Here is a 17,056-nt window from a genome sequence, read left to right on the forward strand (position 1 = left end):
CGACCACCGGCACAGGCGGCTCAGGCGGTCTCGGCCTGCTCGGCCTCGATCCGCCCGACCTCGATCCGATCCGGGCAGGCGTAGATGTTGAAGCGCTCCTCGCGCAGGAAGCCCACGAGCGTGACGCCGAACTCGCGCGCCAGATCGACGGCGAGCGAGGAGGGCGCGGACACGGCGCACACGATCTGGATCCCGGCGCTCGCGGCCTTCTGCATGATCTCGTAGCCGACCCGGCCGCTGACCAGCAGCACGTGCCGGTCGAGCGGGGTCCGGCCGCCGAGCATCGCCCAGCCGACCAGCTTGTCGACGGCGTTGTGCCGTCCCACGTCCTCCCGCACGGCCAGCGGCGTGCCGTCGGGCGTGAACAGCCCGGCGGCGTGCAGCCCGCCCGTCCTGCCGAACACCCCCTGGGCCTCCCGCAGCCGGTCGGGCAGGCCGTACAGGGTCGTGGCGGACACGGCGACCGGCGTGCGCGCGGCAGGCACGGCGCAGCGGTCGCGCAGGGCGTCGAGGCTCGCCGTGCCGCAGACGCCGCACGCGCTCGACGTCAGGAAGTTGCGCGCCGCCGCGCCGAGGTCGGGGAGCCGGGTGGCGGTGAGCCGCACCGTCACGGTGTTGTAGCGCGCCTCGGGGTCCAGGTCCTCGTCGGTGCAGTAGCCGATGGCGGCGATGTCGCCGGGGCCTGCGATGCCCTCGCCGTGCAGGAACCCCGCCGCGAGCTCGAAGTCCGCGCCCGGCGTCCGCATCGTGATCGCCACCGTACGGCTCTCGCCTCCGGCAAGCAGCCGGATCTCCAGCGGTTCCTCCGTGGCCAGGTCGTCACGCCGGTCGCGTACGGCCGATCCGGACACCCTCCGGACGCGTGACCGGGTGACGGGCCCCAGACGGGCAGTGGGCCGCGCCGCGCCGTCCGATTCCATCTGTCTTCCTCCTTGGCGGCATGGCTGCTGATCCATCCCGTACGCAGCCTGCCACGCCGCCGGCCGGCCGTCGCCCGCCGGGTGGGCCCGGGATGCCCGGCAAGCGTGGTTCCAGCGGACGGACGGCGCGGCGGGGGCGGGTCCGCGGGCCGATAGCCTGGGGGCGTGCCCGACTCGCCGTACGCCGATCTCGACCGGCCTCCGCTGTCCGAGACCGCGCTGACCAGGGCGCTGGTGCGCCCGGGCTCGCTGTGGTCGTCCATCCGCGTGGTCGAGCGGACCGGCTCCACCAACGCCGACCTGGCCAGGACCGTGCGCGACGACCCGGCCGAGGGCGCCGTGCTCGTCGCGGAAGTGCAGTCCGCCGGGCGGGGCAGGCTGGGCCGCACGTGGAGCGCGCCGCCGCGCTCGGGGCTGACGTTCTCGATGCTGCTGCGGCCGGAGGTGCCGCTCGCCCGGCAGGGCTGGCTGGCGCTGCTGGTCGGCCTCGCCGCCGCCTCGGCCGTACGGCGGATCGCGGAGATCGACGTGCGGCTCAAGTGGCCCAACGACCTCATGGTGGGAGAGCGCAAGCTCGCCGGGATCCTGGCCGAGCGGGTGGACCGCATGGTGGTCATCGGCATGGGGCTCAACGTCTCGCTGCGGCCGGAGGAGCTGCCCGTGGAGCGGGCCACGTCCCTCGCCGTCGAGAACGCCGTCTGCACCGACCGCGACCCGCTGCTGCGCGCGATCCTGCGGGAGATCGAGTCGCACTACCGGGAGTGGACGGTCGCCGGCGGCGACCCGGACGCCTCGGGCCTGCGTGCCGCCTACCTCGCCTGGTCGTCCACCGTGGGCCAGGAGGTCAGGGTCGAGCTGCCCGGCGACCGGGTGCTGACCGGCCTGGCGACCGGCGTCGACGCGTCCGGTCACCTGGTCGTGCGCGCCCAGGACGGAGAGCACACGCTCAGCGCGGGCGACGTCGTCCACGTGCGCCGGTCGCCGGAGACCGGGCCGCCCGTCTCCGAATGATCGGAGCCGCCGGGCGATCGGGCGAACACATGCAATCGACCGGCGATCGTGTCACGATTTGCGCCATGGGTCTCCCCGATCAATATCTGGCCGACGGCGAGCGGGTCGTTCTGTCGTTCCATCCGCACTGGAAGCGGCTGATCCTTCCGTTCCTCGCCCTCATCGTCGTGCTGGCCGCCGCCGTCGCGGCCTTCATCTTCATCCCCGGCGACTACGAATACGCGGGATACGCCCGCGGCGCGGTGGCCGTCGTCGCCTTCGTCGCGCTGGTCCTGTGGACGATCATCCCCTACCTGCGCTGGGTCACGACGTCGTACACGCTGACCTCGCACCGCTTCGCGATCAGCATCGGAGTGCTGAACAAGTCGGAGGACGACATCCCGCTGGCCAAGGTGAGCAGCGTGAGCTCCGACCAGCGGCTCATCGAGCGGATCCTCGGATGCGGCACGCTCCGGGTCGAGTCGGCCTCGGAGAAGGGCGACATCGACTATCGCGACATCCCCCAGATCCAGCGGGTGCGGCACGAGCTGTTCCGGCTGGTGGAGGACGCCGCGGACGGGAACATCGACGGGGAATGAACGCGGCGCGGCCTGCGCGCCGCGCGGGGGAGGGGGACGTGGACACTAGCGGGCGGCCAGGCGCCGACGACATGCGGCGGCTGTTCCTGGGGCAGGCGCCGGCCTACACCCGGAGGCAGGTCGCCGAGGCGGCCGGCATCCCGCAGGACCTGGCGGCGCGGATCTGGCGGGCCCTCGGCTTCGCCACGTTCTCCGACGACGCCGTGGCGTTCACCGAGGCCGACCTGGAGTCCCTGCGCCGCATCCGCGACCTGATCGACACGGAGACGCTCGACGAGCGCACCGTCATCCGCATGGCCAGGGCCCTCGGCCGTACGACCGCGCGGCTCGCCCAGTGGCAGGCCGAGATCATGCTGGACGCGCTGATCCAGCCCGGCGCGAAGGCGGGGGAGGACGCGCTGCGGCAGGTGGTGGACACGGTCAGCCGCCTGCTGCCGGACTTCGAGCAGACGCTGGTGCACGTCTGGCGCTCCCAGCTCGCCGCGACCGCGAGCCGGCTGGTCTCCCTCGCCGAGCCCGGCGAGGACGTCTCGCCGACCCGGCCGAGGCTCGGGGTCGGGTTCGCCGACCTCGTCGCCTTCACCCGCGTGTCGCGGGAGCTGGACGAGCTGGCGCTGGCCGACCTGGTCGAGGGGTTCGAGTCGCGGGCCTCCGACGTGATCGCGGCGCACGACGGCCGGCTGGTCAAGACGCTCGGCGACGAGGTGCTCTTCACCGCCGCCGACCCGAGGACCGCCGCCCTCATCGCCCTCGATTTGATCGACGAGCTCAAACGCGACGCCGAGGGGCCCGACGTGCGGGTCGGGCTGGCGTACGGCCCGGTGCTCCCGGCGATGGGCGACGTCTTCGGCACGACGGTCAACCTGGCGGCCCGGCTGACGGCCATCGCCAGGCCCGGCACGATCCTGGCCGACAGCGAGCTGGCCGCAGGCCTCACCGGTGCTCCCGGCGTCGACCTGGTCAAACTCCGCCGCCGTCCCGCCCGCGGGCTCGGCGTGGTGGAGCCGTATGTTCTGAGGAGATCCACCCGAGAAAGTTGAGGTGCAGCACATGCCGTACGAAGTCCAGGGCGTGGTGGCGCGCGGCAAGGGTGAGGCGGTGACGCTGGAGACGGTCGTCGTGCCCGACCCGGGGCCCGGCGAGGCGGTCGTGAACGTGCAGGCCTGCGGGGTCTGCCACACCGACCTCCACTATCGCGAGGGCGGCATCAACGACGACTTCCCGTTCCTCCTGGGCCACGAGGCCGCGGGCGTCGTCGAGGCGGTCGGCCCTGGCGTGACCGACGTAGAGCCCGGCGACTACGTGATCCTCAACTGGCGGGCGGTGTGCGGGCAGTGCCGCGCGTGCCTGCGGGGCAGGCCGTGGTACTGCTTCGCCACCCACAACGCGGCGCAGAAGATGACGCTGGCCGACGGCACCGTGCTCAGCCCGGCGCTCGGCATCGGGGCCTTCCTGGAGAAGACCCTGGTGGCGGCCGGGCAGTGCACGAAGGTCAACCCGGCGGCCAAGCCGGCCGTCGCCGGGCTGCTCGGCTGCGGCGTGATGGCCGGTCTCGGGGCCGCGATCAACACCGGCGGCGTGACCCGGGGCGACTCGGTCGCGGTGATCGGCTGCGGCGGCGTGGGCAACGCGGCCATCGCGGGCGCCCAGCTCGCCGGCGCGACCACGATCATCGCGGTGGACGTGGACGACCGCAAGCTCGACTGGGCTCGCGGCTTCGGCGCCACGCACACGGTCAACTCCCGGGAGACCGACCCGGTGGAGGCGATCCGCGAGCTGACCGGCGGGTTCGGCGCCGACGTCGTGATCGAGGCGGTGGGCCGTCCCGAGACGTACAAGCAGGCGTTCTACGCCCGCGACCTGGCCGGGACCGTCGTGCTGGTCGGCGTGCCGACGCCGGAGATGCAGATCGAACTGCCGCTGCTCGACGTCTTCGGCCGCGGCGGCGCGCTCAAGTCCTCCTGGTATGGCGACTGCCTGCCCAGCCGTGACTTCCCCATGCTGATCGACCTCTACCTGCAGGGACGGCTCGACCTCGAGGGGTTCGTCACCGAGACCATCGGCCTCGACCAGGTCGAGGAGGCGTTCGGCAAGATGCACCGCGGGGAGGTGCTGCGCTCCGTCGTGGTGCTCTGACGCGCGCGTGAAGGGCGGCGCTTCCGCTTTGCGGAGTGCCGCCCTTTCTGTGCCATGGAACACATAGGCAAGCCTTACCAAAGTGGGTTATCTTAGGTATGCCTAACCTTCCTCAAGATCCCTGAGAGGCCGCTTCATGTACGTCTGCATCTGCCGCGCCGTCACCGAGAGCGAGGTGCACGACTGCATCGCCGACGGGGCGAGGACGGCTCGCCAGGTGCGGGACGCGACCGGTGCAGGGGGGGACTGCGCGTCCTGCGTCCGGAAGATCTGTGCGATCCTGAAACGGTCAGAGGACCTGGTCACCAGCGCATAGATCGAGGAAGCTTATGCAGGGCGACAAAGAGATCATCGCGCTGCTCAACGAGCAGCTCACCTCCGAGCTGACCGCCATCAACCAGTACTTCCTGCACGCGAAGCTACAGGAGAACTGGGGATATACGAAGCTCGCCGCGACCACGCGGGCGGAGTCCATCGACGAGATGCGGCACGCGGAGGAACTCACCGACCGGATCCTGTTCCTGGAGGGTCTGCCGAACTACCAGAAGCTGAACACCCTGCATATCGGCCAGACCGTCAGGGAGCAGCTTCAGGCCGACCTGGAGCTGGAGCTGGGCGTGGTCAAGCGCCTGCGGCCCGGCATCGCGCTCATGCGGGAGCGGGGGGACATCACCTCGGCCACGCTCTTCGAGCGCATCCTGGCCGACGAGGAGCACCACATCGACTATCTGGAAACCGAGCTGGGCCTCCTGGAGAGCCTGGGCGAACAGCTGTACCTTCAGCGGTACGCGGAACCGCCGTCCGCCTGAGCCGTCCGCCTGAGCCGTGCGCTCCCGTGGCCCGGCGCACCCCCGGCCGTCGCTCGCACGGACGGGAAATCAGATGCACAACGCCCGTCGTCATCGCTTCGACGGGCGTTTTTCACGCCATTATGCGGTTTCCAGCGACGAAGTTCGAAATGGTCGAGAATAGGATAGAAGATCGCGTCGCTTCCGTGCTGACTATCCCGGATTTATCAGTGTTTGCCCAGGTCAATTGATGGGTCAACGACAAGTCAAAAGGCGCGCTGTAGCCGGGAAACGATCGCACAAGGTCCTACGATCGCACCATGACCTGCGTACTTCTCGCCGAGGATGACACCTCGATTTCCGAGCCGCTGGCGCGAGCCCTGCGCCGGGAGGGCTATCAGGTGGAGGTGAGCCCCGATGGCCCGCAGGCCCTGGAGAGGGCCTTGTCGGGGGGCGTCGACCTGATTGTTCTCGACCTCGGCCTTCCAGAGATGGACGGGCTGGAGGTCGCGCGCCGCATTCGCGCGGAGGGACACGGGACTCCGGTCCTGATCCTCACCGCCCGTGTCGACGAAGTCGACACCGTCGTCGGTCTCGACGCCGGGGCCGATGACTACGTCACCAAGCCGTTCCGCCTGGCAGAACTGCTCGCCCGGGTGCGAGCCCTGCTCCGGCGCGGAACATCGGAGACCCCGGTGGTGCAAGGCGTCCGCATCGACGCCGACTCACGCCGGGCCTGGATGGGAGACAAGGAACTGCACCTGACCACCAAGGAGTTCGACCTGCTCCGCGTGCTCGTACGGGACGCCGGCAAGGTCGTCACCCGCGAGCAGATCATGCGCGAGGTGTGGGACACGAACTGGTGGGGGTCGACGAAGACACTGGACATGCACATCTCGTGGCTGCGCCGCAAGCTCGGAGACGACGCGGCCAAGCCGCGCTACATCACGACAGTCCGAGGGGTCGGCTTCCGTTTCGAGCGCGAGTAGCCGCCGTGGGGCGGTTGCGGGGGAGGGGCTAGCACGTGCGCCGGCGCCTGCTTTCCTCCATGCTGCTCGTCGCGGTCATCGCGGTACTGCTGTTAGGCGTGCCCCTGGGTGTCGTCGTCGTGCGCTTGATCAGCGACGAGGTCGCCCAGGAGCTCAGAACGGACGCGAGCCGGCTGCTGCTCGGAGTGGAGTACTCCCTCAGCCAGGGCCTGGAGATCAGTCCGGACCAGCTCGCGCGGAACTACCCGGACCGGTACCTCCAGGTGTACGTCCGCGGGAAACCGCCGATCGTCGTGGGCTCGCCTCCACCGGCGGGCCGCGATCTGACCGAGGAGGCGCGCTCCGAGAACGGATACGTACGCGTCAGCCGTGACGCGGCCCAGGTCCAACAGGACACCCATGCGCGGCTGGTGCTCATCATCGCGCTGGCCGTCGTGGCCCTCGGGGCCGCGATCGGACTGGCGACCGTCACCTCGCGTCGCCTGAACCTGCCGCTTCAGGATCTCACCAGGATCGCGGAGCGGCTGGGCTCGGGCGACGCGAGGCCGAGCAGGCACCGCTACGGCATCCCCGAGCTGGATCTCGTGGCCGAGGTGCTGGACCGCAGCGCGCTGCGGATCTCCGACCTGCTCGCGCGGGAGCGCGAGTTCGCGACCGACGCCTCCCACCAACTCCGTACGCCGCTGACCGGGCTGAGCATGCGCCTGGAGGAGATCGTCGCGGCGGCCGATCAGCCCGACGTGGTGCGCGAGGAGGGCGAGGCCGCGGTCGTGCAGGTCGAGCGGCTGACCGCCGTGATCGACGAGCTGCTGGCCGCCGCCCGCCGCCAGCGCCACGCCCAGGCTGCGCCGATCGACGTGGACGACGTGGTGGGCCAGCAGATCACCGAATGGGAGCCGGCGTTCCGCCGGGCCCACCGCTCGCTGGTGCTCGCGGGCGACCGCGGCCTCAGCGCGCTCGGCACGACCGGCGGGCTCAGCCAGGTGCTGTCCACCCTGCTGGAGAACTCCCTCAAGCACGGCGACGGCGTGCTGACGATCAACACATCGAGTACGGGCAGGTCTGTGGTGATCGAGGTGGCCGACGAGGGGCCGGGCATTCCGGACGCCCTCGGCCACCGGGTGTTCGAGCGGAGCGTCAGTGGGGGAGGCGGCACGGGCCTGGGGCTCACCCTCGCCCGCGCCCTGGTGGCGGCCGACGGCGGGCGGCTTGAGCTGGTCAAACGCCGCCCGGCGACGTTCGCCATCTTCTTACGCCACACCCGCGACAGCGGGCGTCATCGCGTGGTGAGCGGCCCCGCCTGACGGATCAACTGGTGGCGAGGGGGTCGGGCTGCGCCTTCACGTCCGGGTGGGGGCGCGCGTCCGAGTGGGACCGTACGTCGGGGTGGGACCGTACGTCGGGGTGGGGCAGCGCGCCCACCTTCTCGACGGCCCCCTCGGCGGGCTCCTCGGACTTCTCCGGGGCCAGCTCCGGAACGGCCAGGAACACCCACTTCTTGTAGGACCAGAAGCGGAACAGCGTGCCCAGCCCCACGCCGACGAACTGGGCGATGTTGTAGCTCACCGCGTCGTGCAGGCCCAGCGAGTAGCTCACGAAGCCGATCGTGAGCAGCGGGGGCAGCAGCCCGATGCCGTTCAGCAGGAAGAACAGGACGTACTCACGCGCCAGGCCGCTCTGCTCCCGGTGACGGTAGGTCCAGAAGCGGTTGCCCGCGTACGCGAACGTGGCGGCGACGATCGTGGCCACGACCTTGGAGGACAGCGGGCCCATGCCGATGCCGAACCGCAGCAGGTTGGTGCCGCCGAAGTCGATGACGAACGCGATCGCGCCCACCAGGCCAAACTTGATCAACTCATGGATGAGCGCGGCGAACCGCTCGTAGGCGCGTCGTAGCAACTGCACGTCCCGCACGGTCCTTCCTGATCGGCGGCCACGGTCGGCGGCGAGGTCTTCTCAGGCTACCGTTCACAAGCACAAATCGGGGTCTTGCCGCAACCTTCGCCCGCTTCGTCCCAGGTCATCAAAGAACATTTCAAGAAAAATCCCGCTATCTGGGATGAGTGGCCGGTCTTCGCACTACGCTCTCGCCCGACCAGGATCACTTCGTTCGGGGACGTACGCGTTCTGGAGAGGTGGCCTCACTCGTGTTCCGCAGACTCACGGCCCTCGGTCTCGGCCTCGTCCTGCTCGCGGGGTGTGGGACCGAGGGCCTCCGCGAGACCCCCGCCGATCCGGGCGAGACGCCCCCGGCGACGGTCGAGATCACCATGGCCGACGCGCAGGAGGCCTTCGACGGCCTCGGCGACCTGGCGGACGCCTGGAAGGACCGCGACTGCGCCCAGATCCAGCAGCTCACGACCGGTGCGGAGGGCGCCATCGCGAGCGGGGTCTGCGCGGCCGCTCGGGACGGCTACGCCGCGCCCGCCTTCCGGGCCTACCACGATCCGGAGTTCCTGCTGCCCCGCCGCGAGGACGGCGAGAACGGCGCCTGGTTCGCCGTGCTGGCCCGCAAGCCCCAGCCGGCCTACTTCGTCTTCGTATGGGAGGACGGCCGATGGCGGCTCGGCGCCGGGCCTATCCTGCTCGTCGGCAAGGCGCCCGCGATGGACGGCGCGGTGCTCGACGCGGAGGCCGTTCCGGACGCGGCCGTCGCGGCGCGGGTCGCGCCCACCCGGCACGTCGCGTTCCTGACCGATCCCTCCGGGGTGGACGGCGCCGGGGTCAGCGGGGTGCGCCTCGCCTCCGGCGACCCCATGCGCCGCCTCCTCGTGGAGCTGGTCCGCGCCCCCGGCAGGGCCCGCCCCGATCGCCTGACCACCGACGTGCGCATCGAGGGACCGGCCCGCGCGCTCGCGCTGCCCGCCGGCGGGGCGCTGGTGTTCCACGCGCTGCGCGTCGTCTTCACCCAGAAGCCGGGCTCGGGCCGTTCCTCCCTCGCGCACCCCCGCTATCGGGCCGCGGACGTACGCGCCTTCACGGGCGGCGCGGCCACGACCGTCACCGGCGGCGAGATCGTGGTGCTGGCGACCAAGGTTGCGAAGGACACCACGATGACGACGATCGGCATGCGCAGGGTCCTCGCCGACATCCGCAAGGGATCCGGCTGACGGGGTTTCGCCGGGCAATAGGTAGGCTGACGTGTCGTGAACAGCCCGAACGTTCCCCCTACCGCACCCGTGACCCCGCCCGTGGTGGGCATGGTCGGCGCGGGTCAGCTGGCGAGGATGACGCAGCAGGCCGCGATCGCGCTCGGCATCGACCTGCGCGTGCTCGCGAACGACCGTGACGAGAGCGCCGCCAAGGTGATCGTGGACACCCGGCTCGGTGACTACCGCGACCTTGACGATCTCCGGGAGTTCGCGAAGGGGTGCGACGCCGTCACCTTCGACCACGAGCATGTGCCGACCGAGCACATCCGGGCCCTGGCCGCCGACGGCCTCGCCGTACACCCCGGGGCGGACGCCCTGGTCCACGCGCAGGACAAGGCGGTCATGCGGGAGCGGCTCACCGCCATCGGCGCGCCCTGCCCCGCCTGGGCCCGCGTCGACGACCTGGCCGGTGTGGAGGCGTTCGCCGAGGAGCACGGCTGGCCCGTGGTGCTGAAGGCCGTACGCGGCGGCTATGACGGCCGGGGCGTGTGGATGTGCGAGTCGCCCGACGAGGCGCGCGAGGTGCTCGCCACCGGCGTGGCCCTGATGGCCGAGGCGTTCGTCCCGTTCGAGCGTGAGGTCGCCGTGCTGGTCGCCCGGTCCGCGCACGGCCAGGGTGTCAGCTATCCCGTGGTCGAGACCGTGCAGCAGGACGGCATCTGCGTCGAGGTCATCGCGCCCGCGCCGAACCTGGGCGAGGAGGAGGCGGCGCACGCCCAGCGGATCGCGCTCACGATCGCCCGCGACCTCGGCGTGACCGGGCTCCTCGCGGTCGAGATGTTCGTCACGAAGTCGGGGCTCGTGGTCAACGAGCTGGCCATGCGTCCCCACAACAGCGGCCACTGGACGATCGAGGGCGCCCGCACCTCGCAGTTCGAGCAGCACCTGCGGGCCGTGCTCAACCTGCCGCTCGGGTCGCCGTCGATGACCGCGCCGGTCGTCGTCATGGCCAACCTGCTCGGCGGGCCCGACCCCGACGTCTACTCGCGCTATGAGCACGTGATGGCCAACGACCCGGGCATCAAGATCCATTTCTATGGCAAGGACGTCCGGCCCGGCCGCAAGATCGGGCACGTCACCGCCCTAGGCACCGACCTTGACGAGGTGCGGGCCCGCGCCCACCACGCCGTCACCTGCCTGAAGGGACCTGTGGATGCCTGACGTCGGAATCGTCATGGGCAGCGACTCGGACTGGCCGGTGATGCACCAGGCCGCCGAGGCCGTCGCCGAGTTCGGCGTGTCCTTCGAGGCCGACGTGGTGTCGGCGCACCGCATGCCCGCGGAGATGATCGAGTATGGTTCCCGCGCCGCCGGGCGCGGGCTGAAGGTGATCATCGCGGGCGCGGGCGGCGCGGCTCACCTGCCGGGCATGCTGGCCTCGGTCACCCCGCTGCCCGTGATCGGCGTTCCGGTGCCGCTCAAATATCTGGACGGCATGGACTCGCTGCTGTCGATCGTCCAGATGCCGGCCGGGGTGCCGGTGGCGACCGTCGCCGTCGGCGGTGCCCGCAACGCGGGGCTGCTCGCCGTACGGATCCTCGCGGCGTCCGACGAGGACCTGCGGCGGCGGATGGAGGAGTTCCAGGCCGCCCTGCGGGACCAGGCGCACGCCAAGGGGGAGCGGCTGCGTGCCGAGGCGGCCCAGCTCGGCCGGTAGCCCCGGCATCGGTGAGCCCGGCTCATCCGGCTGCCGTGGGGCGGCGGGTGAGCCGGGAAGGCAGCCACGCGGACACGACCAGTGCGAGCACGGTGAAGGCGAGCGACCACCAGAACGTGTGCTCGAAGGCCGCCGCGGCGTCCGAAGGGCCGCCGGGATGACGGGCGAGTGCGCTGTCGAGGACCACGGCCAGCACGGCGGTGCCGAACGAGCCGCCGACCTGTTGCGCGGTCCTCGTGATCACGCTCGCGTGCGGCACCTCGTCGCGGGTGAGTCCCTCGTACGCGCTGCTTATGACGGGGATCGTCACGGCGCCGAGGCCGACGCCGCGTACGACGAGCGCGGCGACGAGCCACCACGTCGCGGTGTCCGGCCCGGCCCAGGCGAACGGCAGCGTCCCGAGCGCGGTGATCACCAGGCCGACGGCGGTGACCGGGCGCGCGCCCACGCGGTCGGTGAGCGTGCCGGCCAGGCCCCTGCTCAGCATCACGCCGATGCCCTGCGGGGCGAGCAGGAGACCGGCCGTGAACGCGTCCCTGCCGCCCACCTGCTGATAGAAGAGCGGGATCAGCAGCATCGCGCCGTAGAGGACGAAGCCCGACAGGAACATCAGCGCGTTCGCCGCACTGAACGAGGGGCTGCGCAGCAGTCGCAGGTCGACGAGCGGCGTGTCCGTCCCGAGCGCGCGTACGGCGAAGGCGGCGATGAGCGCGGCGCCCGCGATGAGCGGCAGCAGCACGTCGGCGTGGCCGAAGCCGCCGCCGACCCCGACCCGGGAGAGGCCGAAGATGATCCCGGCGATGCCGGGGCACAGCAGGACCAGGCCGATCCAGTCGAGCGGCGCTTCGCGGTCGCGTTCGCCCGCGGGCATGAAGCGCCAGGCCAGCGCGAGCCCGGCCAGGCAGAACGGCACATTGATCCAGAAGATCCAGCGCCAGGAGAGGTGCTGGACGATCAGGCCGCCGAGGACCGGGCCGAGCACCGGGCCCAGCAGGGCGGGCAGCCCGATGATCGCCGTGGCGCGGCCGAGCGACCGTCCGCCCGTGGCCTGGACCAGGATCGTCTGCATGACGGTCAGCATGAGACCGCCGCCCGCGCCCTGCACCACGCGGAAGGCGATCAGCGTCGCCGCGTCCGGGGCGAGGCTCGCGCCGACGGATCCGGCCAGGAAGATCGTCAATGCGGCCAGCCAGACGTTCTTGCCGCCGAAACGGCCGGTCAGCCAGTTCGTCGTCGGCACCACCATGCCGAGGGCGAGCAGGTAGCCGGTGGTGATCCACTGGACGGTCGAGACCGGCACGTGCAGTTGCCGTCCCAGGGTGTCCAGTGCGATGTTGACGATCGTCGTGTCGAAGACGACGGCGAGGGTGCCGGTCAGCATGACGAGCGAGAGCCGTACGAATGCCGGGTCGAGGCGTTCCCGGGTGGCGGGCGGACTTGCGGTGCTCATGGCGACCTCCGGAGCAAGATTAGATGCACTTGTGTATCTAATCCTCTGGATGTCGTGCCGTCAATAAGATGCGCTTGTGTATCTTGAGGAGAGATCGTGTCGGAGAAGACCGCAACCAGGCGGCGTGGAGCCGAGCTGGAGGAGGCGTTGCTCGACGCCGCATGGGACGAGCTGGTCAGCGGCGGCTATGGCGGCTTCACGTTCGAGGGGGTGGCCGCACGTGCCCAGACCAGCCGGCCGGTGGTCTACCGCCGGTGGGCGAGCCGGGCCGATCTGGCGGTGGCCGCGATCATGCACTACGGCCGGAAGAACCGGCTCACGGTGCCCGACACCGGCTCTCTCCGCGACGACGTCGTGGCCCTGCTGCGGTGGATGTCGGAGCGGCGCGGCGAGCTGGCGGTGGTGATGAGCATGCAGATGAGCGAGTTCTTCGCGGAGACCGGCTCCACGATGGCCGACCTGCGAGAGCGGCTTCTGGCCGAACGCGGGGGGCCCGATCTGATGGACGAGATCCTCGACCGCGCCGCCGCGCGCGGGGAGATCGACCGTCGGCGCCTCACTCCGCGGCTGGCGGCGCTGCCGATCGACCTCGTCCGTCACGAGCTCCTGATGACCGGGCGGCCGGTCTCCGAGGACGTCATCGCCGAGATCGTCGACGACGTCTTCCTGCCCCTCCTCCGTCTGAGGGCGCAGTGAGGGCGGGTTCGCCGGGCTCGGTGCGGTGAGGCCCGGCTCGCCGGGCCGGCGCGAGGATCAGGGGCGGCCGAGGGCGCGGTAGTCCCAGCCGGCCTCGCGCCAGGTGTCCGCGTCGAGCGCGTTGCGGCCGTCGACGATCGTGCGGGCGGCGACGACCGCGCCCAGCTCCTCGGGATCGAGGGTCACGAACTCCTGCCACTCGGTGAGCAGCAGCACGACCTCGGCCTCATGGGCGGCCTCCATGGCCGACTCGGCGTACCCCAGGTGGGGGTGGGCCGCCCGCGCGTTCGACAGGGCGACCGGGTCGTAGACCGTGACCTGCCCGCCCTGCTCGGCGATCTTCAGGGCCACGTCCAGGGCCGGAGAGTCGCGGATGTCGTCGGAGTTGGGCTTGAACGCCGCGCCCAGCACCGCCACCCTGCGGCCGTCGAACGCCCCGCCAAGGATGTCGCGGGTGAGGTCGACCGTACGGGCCCGGCGGCGCAGGTTGATCTGGTCGACCTCGCGGAGGAACGCGAGCGCCTGGGAGGCGCCGAGCTCGTCGGCCCTGGCCGTGAACGCCCTGATGTCCTTCGGCAGGCAGCCGCCGCCGAAGCCGAGGCCGGGGTTGAGGTAGCGGCCGCCGATCCGCTCGTCGTACGACAGCGCCTGCGACAGCTGGGTGACGTCGCCGCCGGCGGCCTCGCAGAGCTCGGCCATGGCGTTGATGAACGAGATCTTCGTGGCCAGGAACGCGTTCGCGGCCGTCTTCACCAGCTCGGCCGTCGGGAAGTCGGTCACCACGATCGGGATCTCGCCCAGCGGCGCGTAGACGTCCCGCAGCACCTTCTCGGCCCGCTCGGAGGTCACACCGAGCACGATCCGGTCGGGGCGGAGCGTGTCCTGGACGGCGAAGCCCTCACGCAGGAACTCGGGGTTCCAGGCCAGCTCGACCTGCATCCCCGCGGGCGAGAGCCGTACGAGCTTGTCGGCGAGGCGCTCGGCGGTGCCGACCGGCACCGTGGACTTGCCCACGACCAGGCACTCGCGGTCGAGGTGCGGGGCCAGCGACTCGACGACCGCGTCCAGGAACGAGACGTCGGCGGCCTGCTCGCCCTTCTTCTGGGGCGTGCCCACGCAGATGAAGTGGACGTCGCCGAACTTCGCCACCTCCTCGTATGAGGTGGTGAAGCGCAGCCTGCCCGAGTCGAGATTGCGGCGGAGGAGCTCCTCCAGACCGGGCTCGTGAATCGGCAGCTCGCCGCGCTGCAGCCGTTCGATCTTGCTCTGGTCCACATCCAGACCGAGCACTTCGAAGCCCAGTTCGGCCATGCACGCCGCGTGCGTTGCACCCAGGTATCCGGTCCCCAGCACAGTGAGGCGGTACGGCACGGCATGCTCCCCTCTTACCGACTCTTTGTGATCTGGCATGGTACCGGGCCAGTCAACTGCCCTGTGAACCACCTGGGCAAACCGGCGCCTTGGCCCCACGGTACGGCCCTCGGTCCGCCCCGGTCGATGCCAGGCAACCGGTTCCTCACCCCTGTCAAGAAGATCAGTCAGGGAGGCTGTCGTACTGACTGGTAACTTTCTAGTCGGACGTCCTAGTATCGGCCTTATGAGCTTCCCTCTCTACGCCCCCGCTGAGGAGCACGAGATGCTCCGCGAGACGGTCCGGGCCATCGCCGACGAGAAGATCGCCCCGCGTGCCGCGGCGGCCGACGAGAACGAGGAGTTCCCCTGGGAGGTCTACAAGGACCTCGTCGCGGCCGACCTGCACGCCGTGCACATCCCCGAGGCGTACGGCGGGGCGGGCGCCGACGCGCTCGCCACCGTGATCGTGATCGAGGAGGTCGCCCGCGCGTGCGCCTCGTCCTCGCTGATCCCGGCCGTCAACAAGCTGGGCACCGTGCCGCTGCTGCTGTCGGCGTCCGAGGAGCTCAAGCAGCGCTACCTCACGCCGGTCGCCCGTGGTGAGGCCATGTTCTCCTACGCCCTGTCGGAGCCGGAGGCCGGCTCCGACGCCGCCTCCATGAAGACCAGGGCCGAGCGCGACGGCGACCACTACGTGCTCAACGGCACCAAGATGTGGATCACCAACGCGGGCGTGTCGGAGTTCTACACGGTCATGGCCGTGACCGACCCCTCGGCCGGCGCCCGCGGCATCTCGGCGTTCGTGGTGGAGAAGGACGACGAGGGCGTCTCGTTCGGGCCCAAGGAGAAGAAGCTCGGCATCAAGGGCTCGCCCACCCGCCAGGTCATCCTGGAGAACGTCCGCATCCCGGCCTCGCGCATGATCGGCGAGCCGGGCACCGGCTTCAAGACCGCCCTGGCCACGCTCGACCACACCCGCGTCACCATCGCCGCCCAGGCGCTCGGCATCGCCCAGGGCGCGCTCGACTACGCCCTCGGGTACGTCAAGGAGCGCAAGCAGTTCGGCAAGCCGATCGCCGACTTCCAGGGCCTGCAGTTCATGCTCGCCGACATGGCGATGAAGCTGGAGGCCGCCCGCCAGCTCACCTACGCCGCCGCCGCGAAGTCGGAGCTGGCCATGAGCGGCACCCCGGTCAAGGACCTCACCTTCTTCTCCAGCGCCGCCAAGTGCGCCGCCTCCGACGCCGCCATGGAGATCACCGTCGACGCCGTCCAGCTCCTCGGCGGGTACGGCTACACGCGCGACTTCCCGGTCGAGCGGATGATGCGCGACGCCAAGATCACCCAGATCTACGAGGGCACCAACCAGATCCAGCGCATGGTCATGGCCCGCCAGCTCCTCAAGTAGCCGCTGACGTGCGAAACCCCGTCTGCCGTACCGGGCAGGCGGGGTTCGCCGTCGGGTCAGGCGTCCGCCCGGAGGCGGCCGAGCAGGTCCTCGGTGTAGGCGAGCAGGCGCTCGGCGTCGCCGGGATCGAGCGTTTTCAGCGAGTGGTCGACCGGCTTGCCGCGGTCGACCGCGGTGAGCGCGCCGGCCGGCGGGTGGTCGATCCACTCGACGATCGGACGGATCGACTCGGCCACCGGGCGCGCGAGGAACGCCGCGAGCACCCTGATGGCTCCGCGGACCAGTGGGTTCCGGTGGCCGCTCACCCCGCTGCGGGTGAAACCGGGGTGGTAGAGGACGTAGCGCGCCCGGTTCTCGGGCCGGGCGGCGAACGCGACGCCGAGCAGGTCGTTGGCGCGTCCCGCCTGGAGCTGCGCGAGCACCTGGCCGTACCGGCGTGTCAACTGGGGGTCCTCCCACACGATCCGGCCCGCGGTGACGCCGACCCCGGCGACGTTGACGACCACCGGGTCGGGGGCGGCGTTCAGCAGCGGCCGCAGGCGGGTCCCGAGCAGGTATCGGCTCAGGTAGTACAGGGCGAAGGTGTACTCCAGCCCGTCGGCCGTCTCCGTGCGCTTGGAGCTGATCCGGTTGGCGAACAGCGCCAGCGCGTCGACCGAGTCGTGGTGCTCGGCCACGTCGGTGACAATCCGCTCGACCTCCGCGATCGAGGAAAGATCCGCCCGTACGAACCGCAGGTTCGGGCTCGCCGCGTCGGACAGCAGCGCACGGCCCTTGGCCTCGCTGCTGCCGATCACCGTGACGTGATCGCCCCTCGCGAGCCGTTCCAGGGCGGTCGCCCGCCCCATGCCGTCGGTTCCCCCGCTGATGATGACGGTCTTGTGTCGTCGGCCCGGCACGGAATCCTCCATAGGCTGG

Annotated in this window: 18 protein-coding genes; 13 read left to right on the forward strand and 5 right to left on the reverse strand. The window is 70.9% G+C overall.

Going from position 1 to position 17,056, the window contains the following annotated elements:
* Nucleotides 1–20: 20 nt before the first annotated feature.
* Nucleotides 21–920 carry a formate dehydrogenase accessory sulfurtransferase FdhD gene (gene fdhD / locus OHB01_RS17145; protein WP_205830000.1) on the reverse strand — a complete coding sequence of 300 codons (900 nt, stop codon included), beginning with the start codon at nt 918–920 and terminating at the stop codon, nt 21–23.
* Between the two features lie 165 nt (nt 921–1,085).
* Here fdhD and OHB01_RS17150 point away from each other — a divergent pair, with 165 nt between their 5' ends.
* The 8 genes from OHB01_RS17150 (at nt 1,086) to OHB01_RS17185 (ending at nt 7,726) form a co-directional block, all read left to right on the forward strand.
* Nucleotides 1,086–1,931: a biotin--[acetyl-CoA-carboxylase] ligase gene (locus OHB01_RS17150; protein ID WP_328855642.1), complete on the forward strand. Its 846-nt coding sequence runs from the start codon at nt 1,086–1,088 to the stop codon at nt 1,929–1,931.
* 65 nt (nt 1,932–1,996) lie between these two features.
* Nucleotides 1,997–2,509: a PH domain-containing protein gene (locus OHB01_RS17155; RefSeq protein ID WP_142646435.1), complete on the forward strand. Its 513-nt coding sequence runs from the start codon at nt 1,997–1,999 to the stop codon at nt 2,507–2,509.
* A 38-nt stretch (nt 2,510–2,547) separates the two neighbouring features.
* On the forward strand, nt 2,548–3,549 hold the full coding sequence (locus tag OHB01_RS17160) for an adenylate/guanylate cyclase domain-containing protein (protein ID WP_260617163.1): 1,002 nt from the start codon (nt 2,548–2,550) through the stop codon (nt 3,547–3,549).
* Nucleotides 3,550–3,559: 10 nt separating this feature from the next.
* On the forward strand, nt 3,560–4,645 hold the full coding sequence (locus OHB01_RS17165) for an S-(hydroxymethyl)mycothiol dehydrogenase (RefSeq protein ID WP_142646433.1): 1,086 nt from the start codon (nt 3,560–3,562) through the stop codon (nt 4,643–4,645).
* 136 nt (nt 4,646–4,781) lie between these two features.
* A complete protein-coding gene (locus tag OHB01_RS17170) occupies nt 4,782–4,961 on the forward strand; it encodes a (2Fe-2S)-binding protein (protein ID WP_142616586.1) in 180 nt (59 codons plus the stop codon).
* Nucleotides 4,962–4,974: 13 nt separating this feature from the next.
* Nucleotides 4,975–5,454 (forward strand): bacterioferritin, encoded by a 480-nt coding sequence (gene bfr / locus OHB01_RS17175; RefSeq protein ID WP_142646431.1) that lies wholly within the window; start codon nt 4,975–4,977, stop codon nt 5,452–5,454.
* Between the two features lie 299 nt (nt 5,455–5,753).
* Entirely contained in the window at nt 5,754–6,422 is a 669-nt protein-coding gene (locus OHB01_RS17180) for a response regulator transcription factor (protein ID WP_030451323.1), read from the forward strand.
* A 35-nt stretch (nt 6,423–6,457) separates the two neighbouring features.
* Nucleotides 6,458–7,726, forward strand: coding sequence for an ATP-binding protein (locus OHB01_RS17185; protein WP_168065730.1), 1,269 nt, complete (start codon nt 6,458–6,460; stop codon nt 7,724–7,726).
* A 4-nt stretch (nt 7,727–7,730) separates the two neighbouring features.
* Here the strand turns inward: OHB01_RS17185 and OHB01_RS17190 are convergent, their stop codons facing one another.
* Nucleotides 7,731–8,327: a GtrA family protein gene (locus OHB01_RS17190; RefSeq protein ID WP_328855643.1), complete on the reverse strand. Its 597-nt coding sequence runs from the start codon at nt 8,325–8,327 to the stop codon at nt 7,731–7,733.
* Nucleotides 8,328–8,569: 242 nt separating this feature from the next.
* Between OHB01_RS17190 and OHB01_RS17195 the strand changes: the two genes are divergently transcribed.
* The 3 genes from OHB01_RS17195 (at nt 8,570) to purE (ending at nt 11,231) form a co-directional block, all read left to right on the forward strand.
* Nucleotides 8,570–9,532 carry a hypothetical protein gene (locus OHB01_RS17195; protein WP_328855644.1) on the forward strand — a complete coding sequence of 321 codons (963 nt, stop codon included), beginning with the start codon at nt 8,570–8,572 and terminating at the stop codon, nt 9,530–9,532.
* 90 nt (nt 9,533–9,622) lie between these two features.
* Nucleotides 9,623–10,735 carry a 5-(carboxyamino)imidazole ribonucleotide synthase gene (locus OHB01_RS17200; RefSeq protein WP_419197588.1) on the forward strand — a complete coding sequence of 371 codons (1,113 nt, stop codon included), beginning with the start codon at nt 9,623–9,625 and terminating at the stop codon, nt 10,733–10,735.
* Nucleotides 10,728–11,231, forward strand: a complete 504-nt coding sequence (gene purE, locus OHB01_RS17205) for a 5-(carboxyamino)imidazole ribonucleotide mutase (protein ID WP_142646425.1) — start codon at nt 10,728–10,730, stop codon at nt 11,229–11,231. Before OHB01_RS17200 ends, purE begins: the two co-directional genes overlap by 8 nt.
* A gap of 22 nt (nt 11,232–11,253) precedes the next feature.
* Here purE and OHB01_RS17210 read toward each other — a convergent pair whose 3' ends face one another.
* Nucleotides 11,254–12,681: an MDR family MFS transporter gene (locus OHB01_RS17210; protein ID WP_328855646.1), complete on the reverse strand. Its 1,428-nt coding sequence runs from the start codon at nt 12,679–12,681 to the stop codon at nt 11,254–11,256.
* Nucleotides 12,682–12,777: 96 nt separating this feature from the next.
* On the opposite strand from OHB01_RS17210, the gene OHB01_RS17215 reads away from it, so the two are divergent.
* A complete protein-coding gene (locus OHB01_RS17215) occupies nt 12,778–13,377 on the forward strand; it encodes a TetR/AcrR family transcriptional regulator (RefSeq protein ID WP_221889886.1) in 600 nt (199 codons plus the stop codon).
* 57 nt (nt 13,378–13,434) lie between these two features.
* Here OHB01_RS17215 and OHB01_RS17220 read toward each other — a convergent pair whose 3' ends face one another.
* Nucleotides 13,435–14,787, reverse strand: coding sequence for a UDP-glucose dehydrogenase family protein (locus OHB01_RS17220; RefSeq protein WP_205829999.1), 1,353 nt, complete (start codon nt 14,785–14,787; stop codon nt 13,435–13,437).
* 187 nt (nt 14,788–14,974) lie between these two features.
* On the opposite strand from OHB01_RS17220, the gene OHB01_RS17225 reads away from it, so the two are divergent.
* On the forward strand, nt 14,975–16,138 hold the full coding sequence (locus tag OHB01_RS17225) for an acyl-CoA dehydrogenase family protein (protein WP_142646417.1): 1,164 nt from the start codon (nt 14,975–14,977) through the stop codon (nt 16,136–16,138).
* A 56-nt stretch (nt 16,139–16,194) separates the two neighbouring features.
* Here the strand turns inward: OHB01_RS17225 and OHB01_RS17230 are convergent, their stop codons facing one another.
* On the reverse strand, nt 16,195–17,037 hold the full coding sequence (locus OHB01_RS17230; RefSeq protein WP_142646415.1) for an SDR family NAD(P)-dependent oxidoreductase: 843 nt from the start codon (nt 17,035–17,037) through the stop codon (nt 16,195–16,197).
* Nucleotides 17,038–17,056: the final 19 nt, after the last annotated feature.

Origin of the sequence: Microbispora hainanensis (assembly GCF_036186745.1) — a bacterium.
GTDB lineage: Bacteria > Actinomycetota > Actinomycetes > Streptosporangiales > Streptosporangiaceae > Microbispora.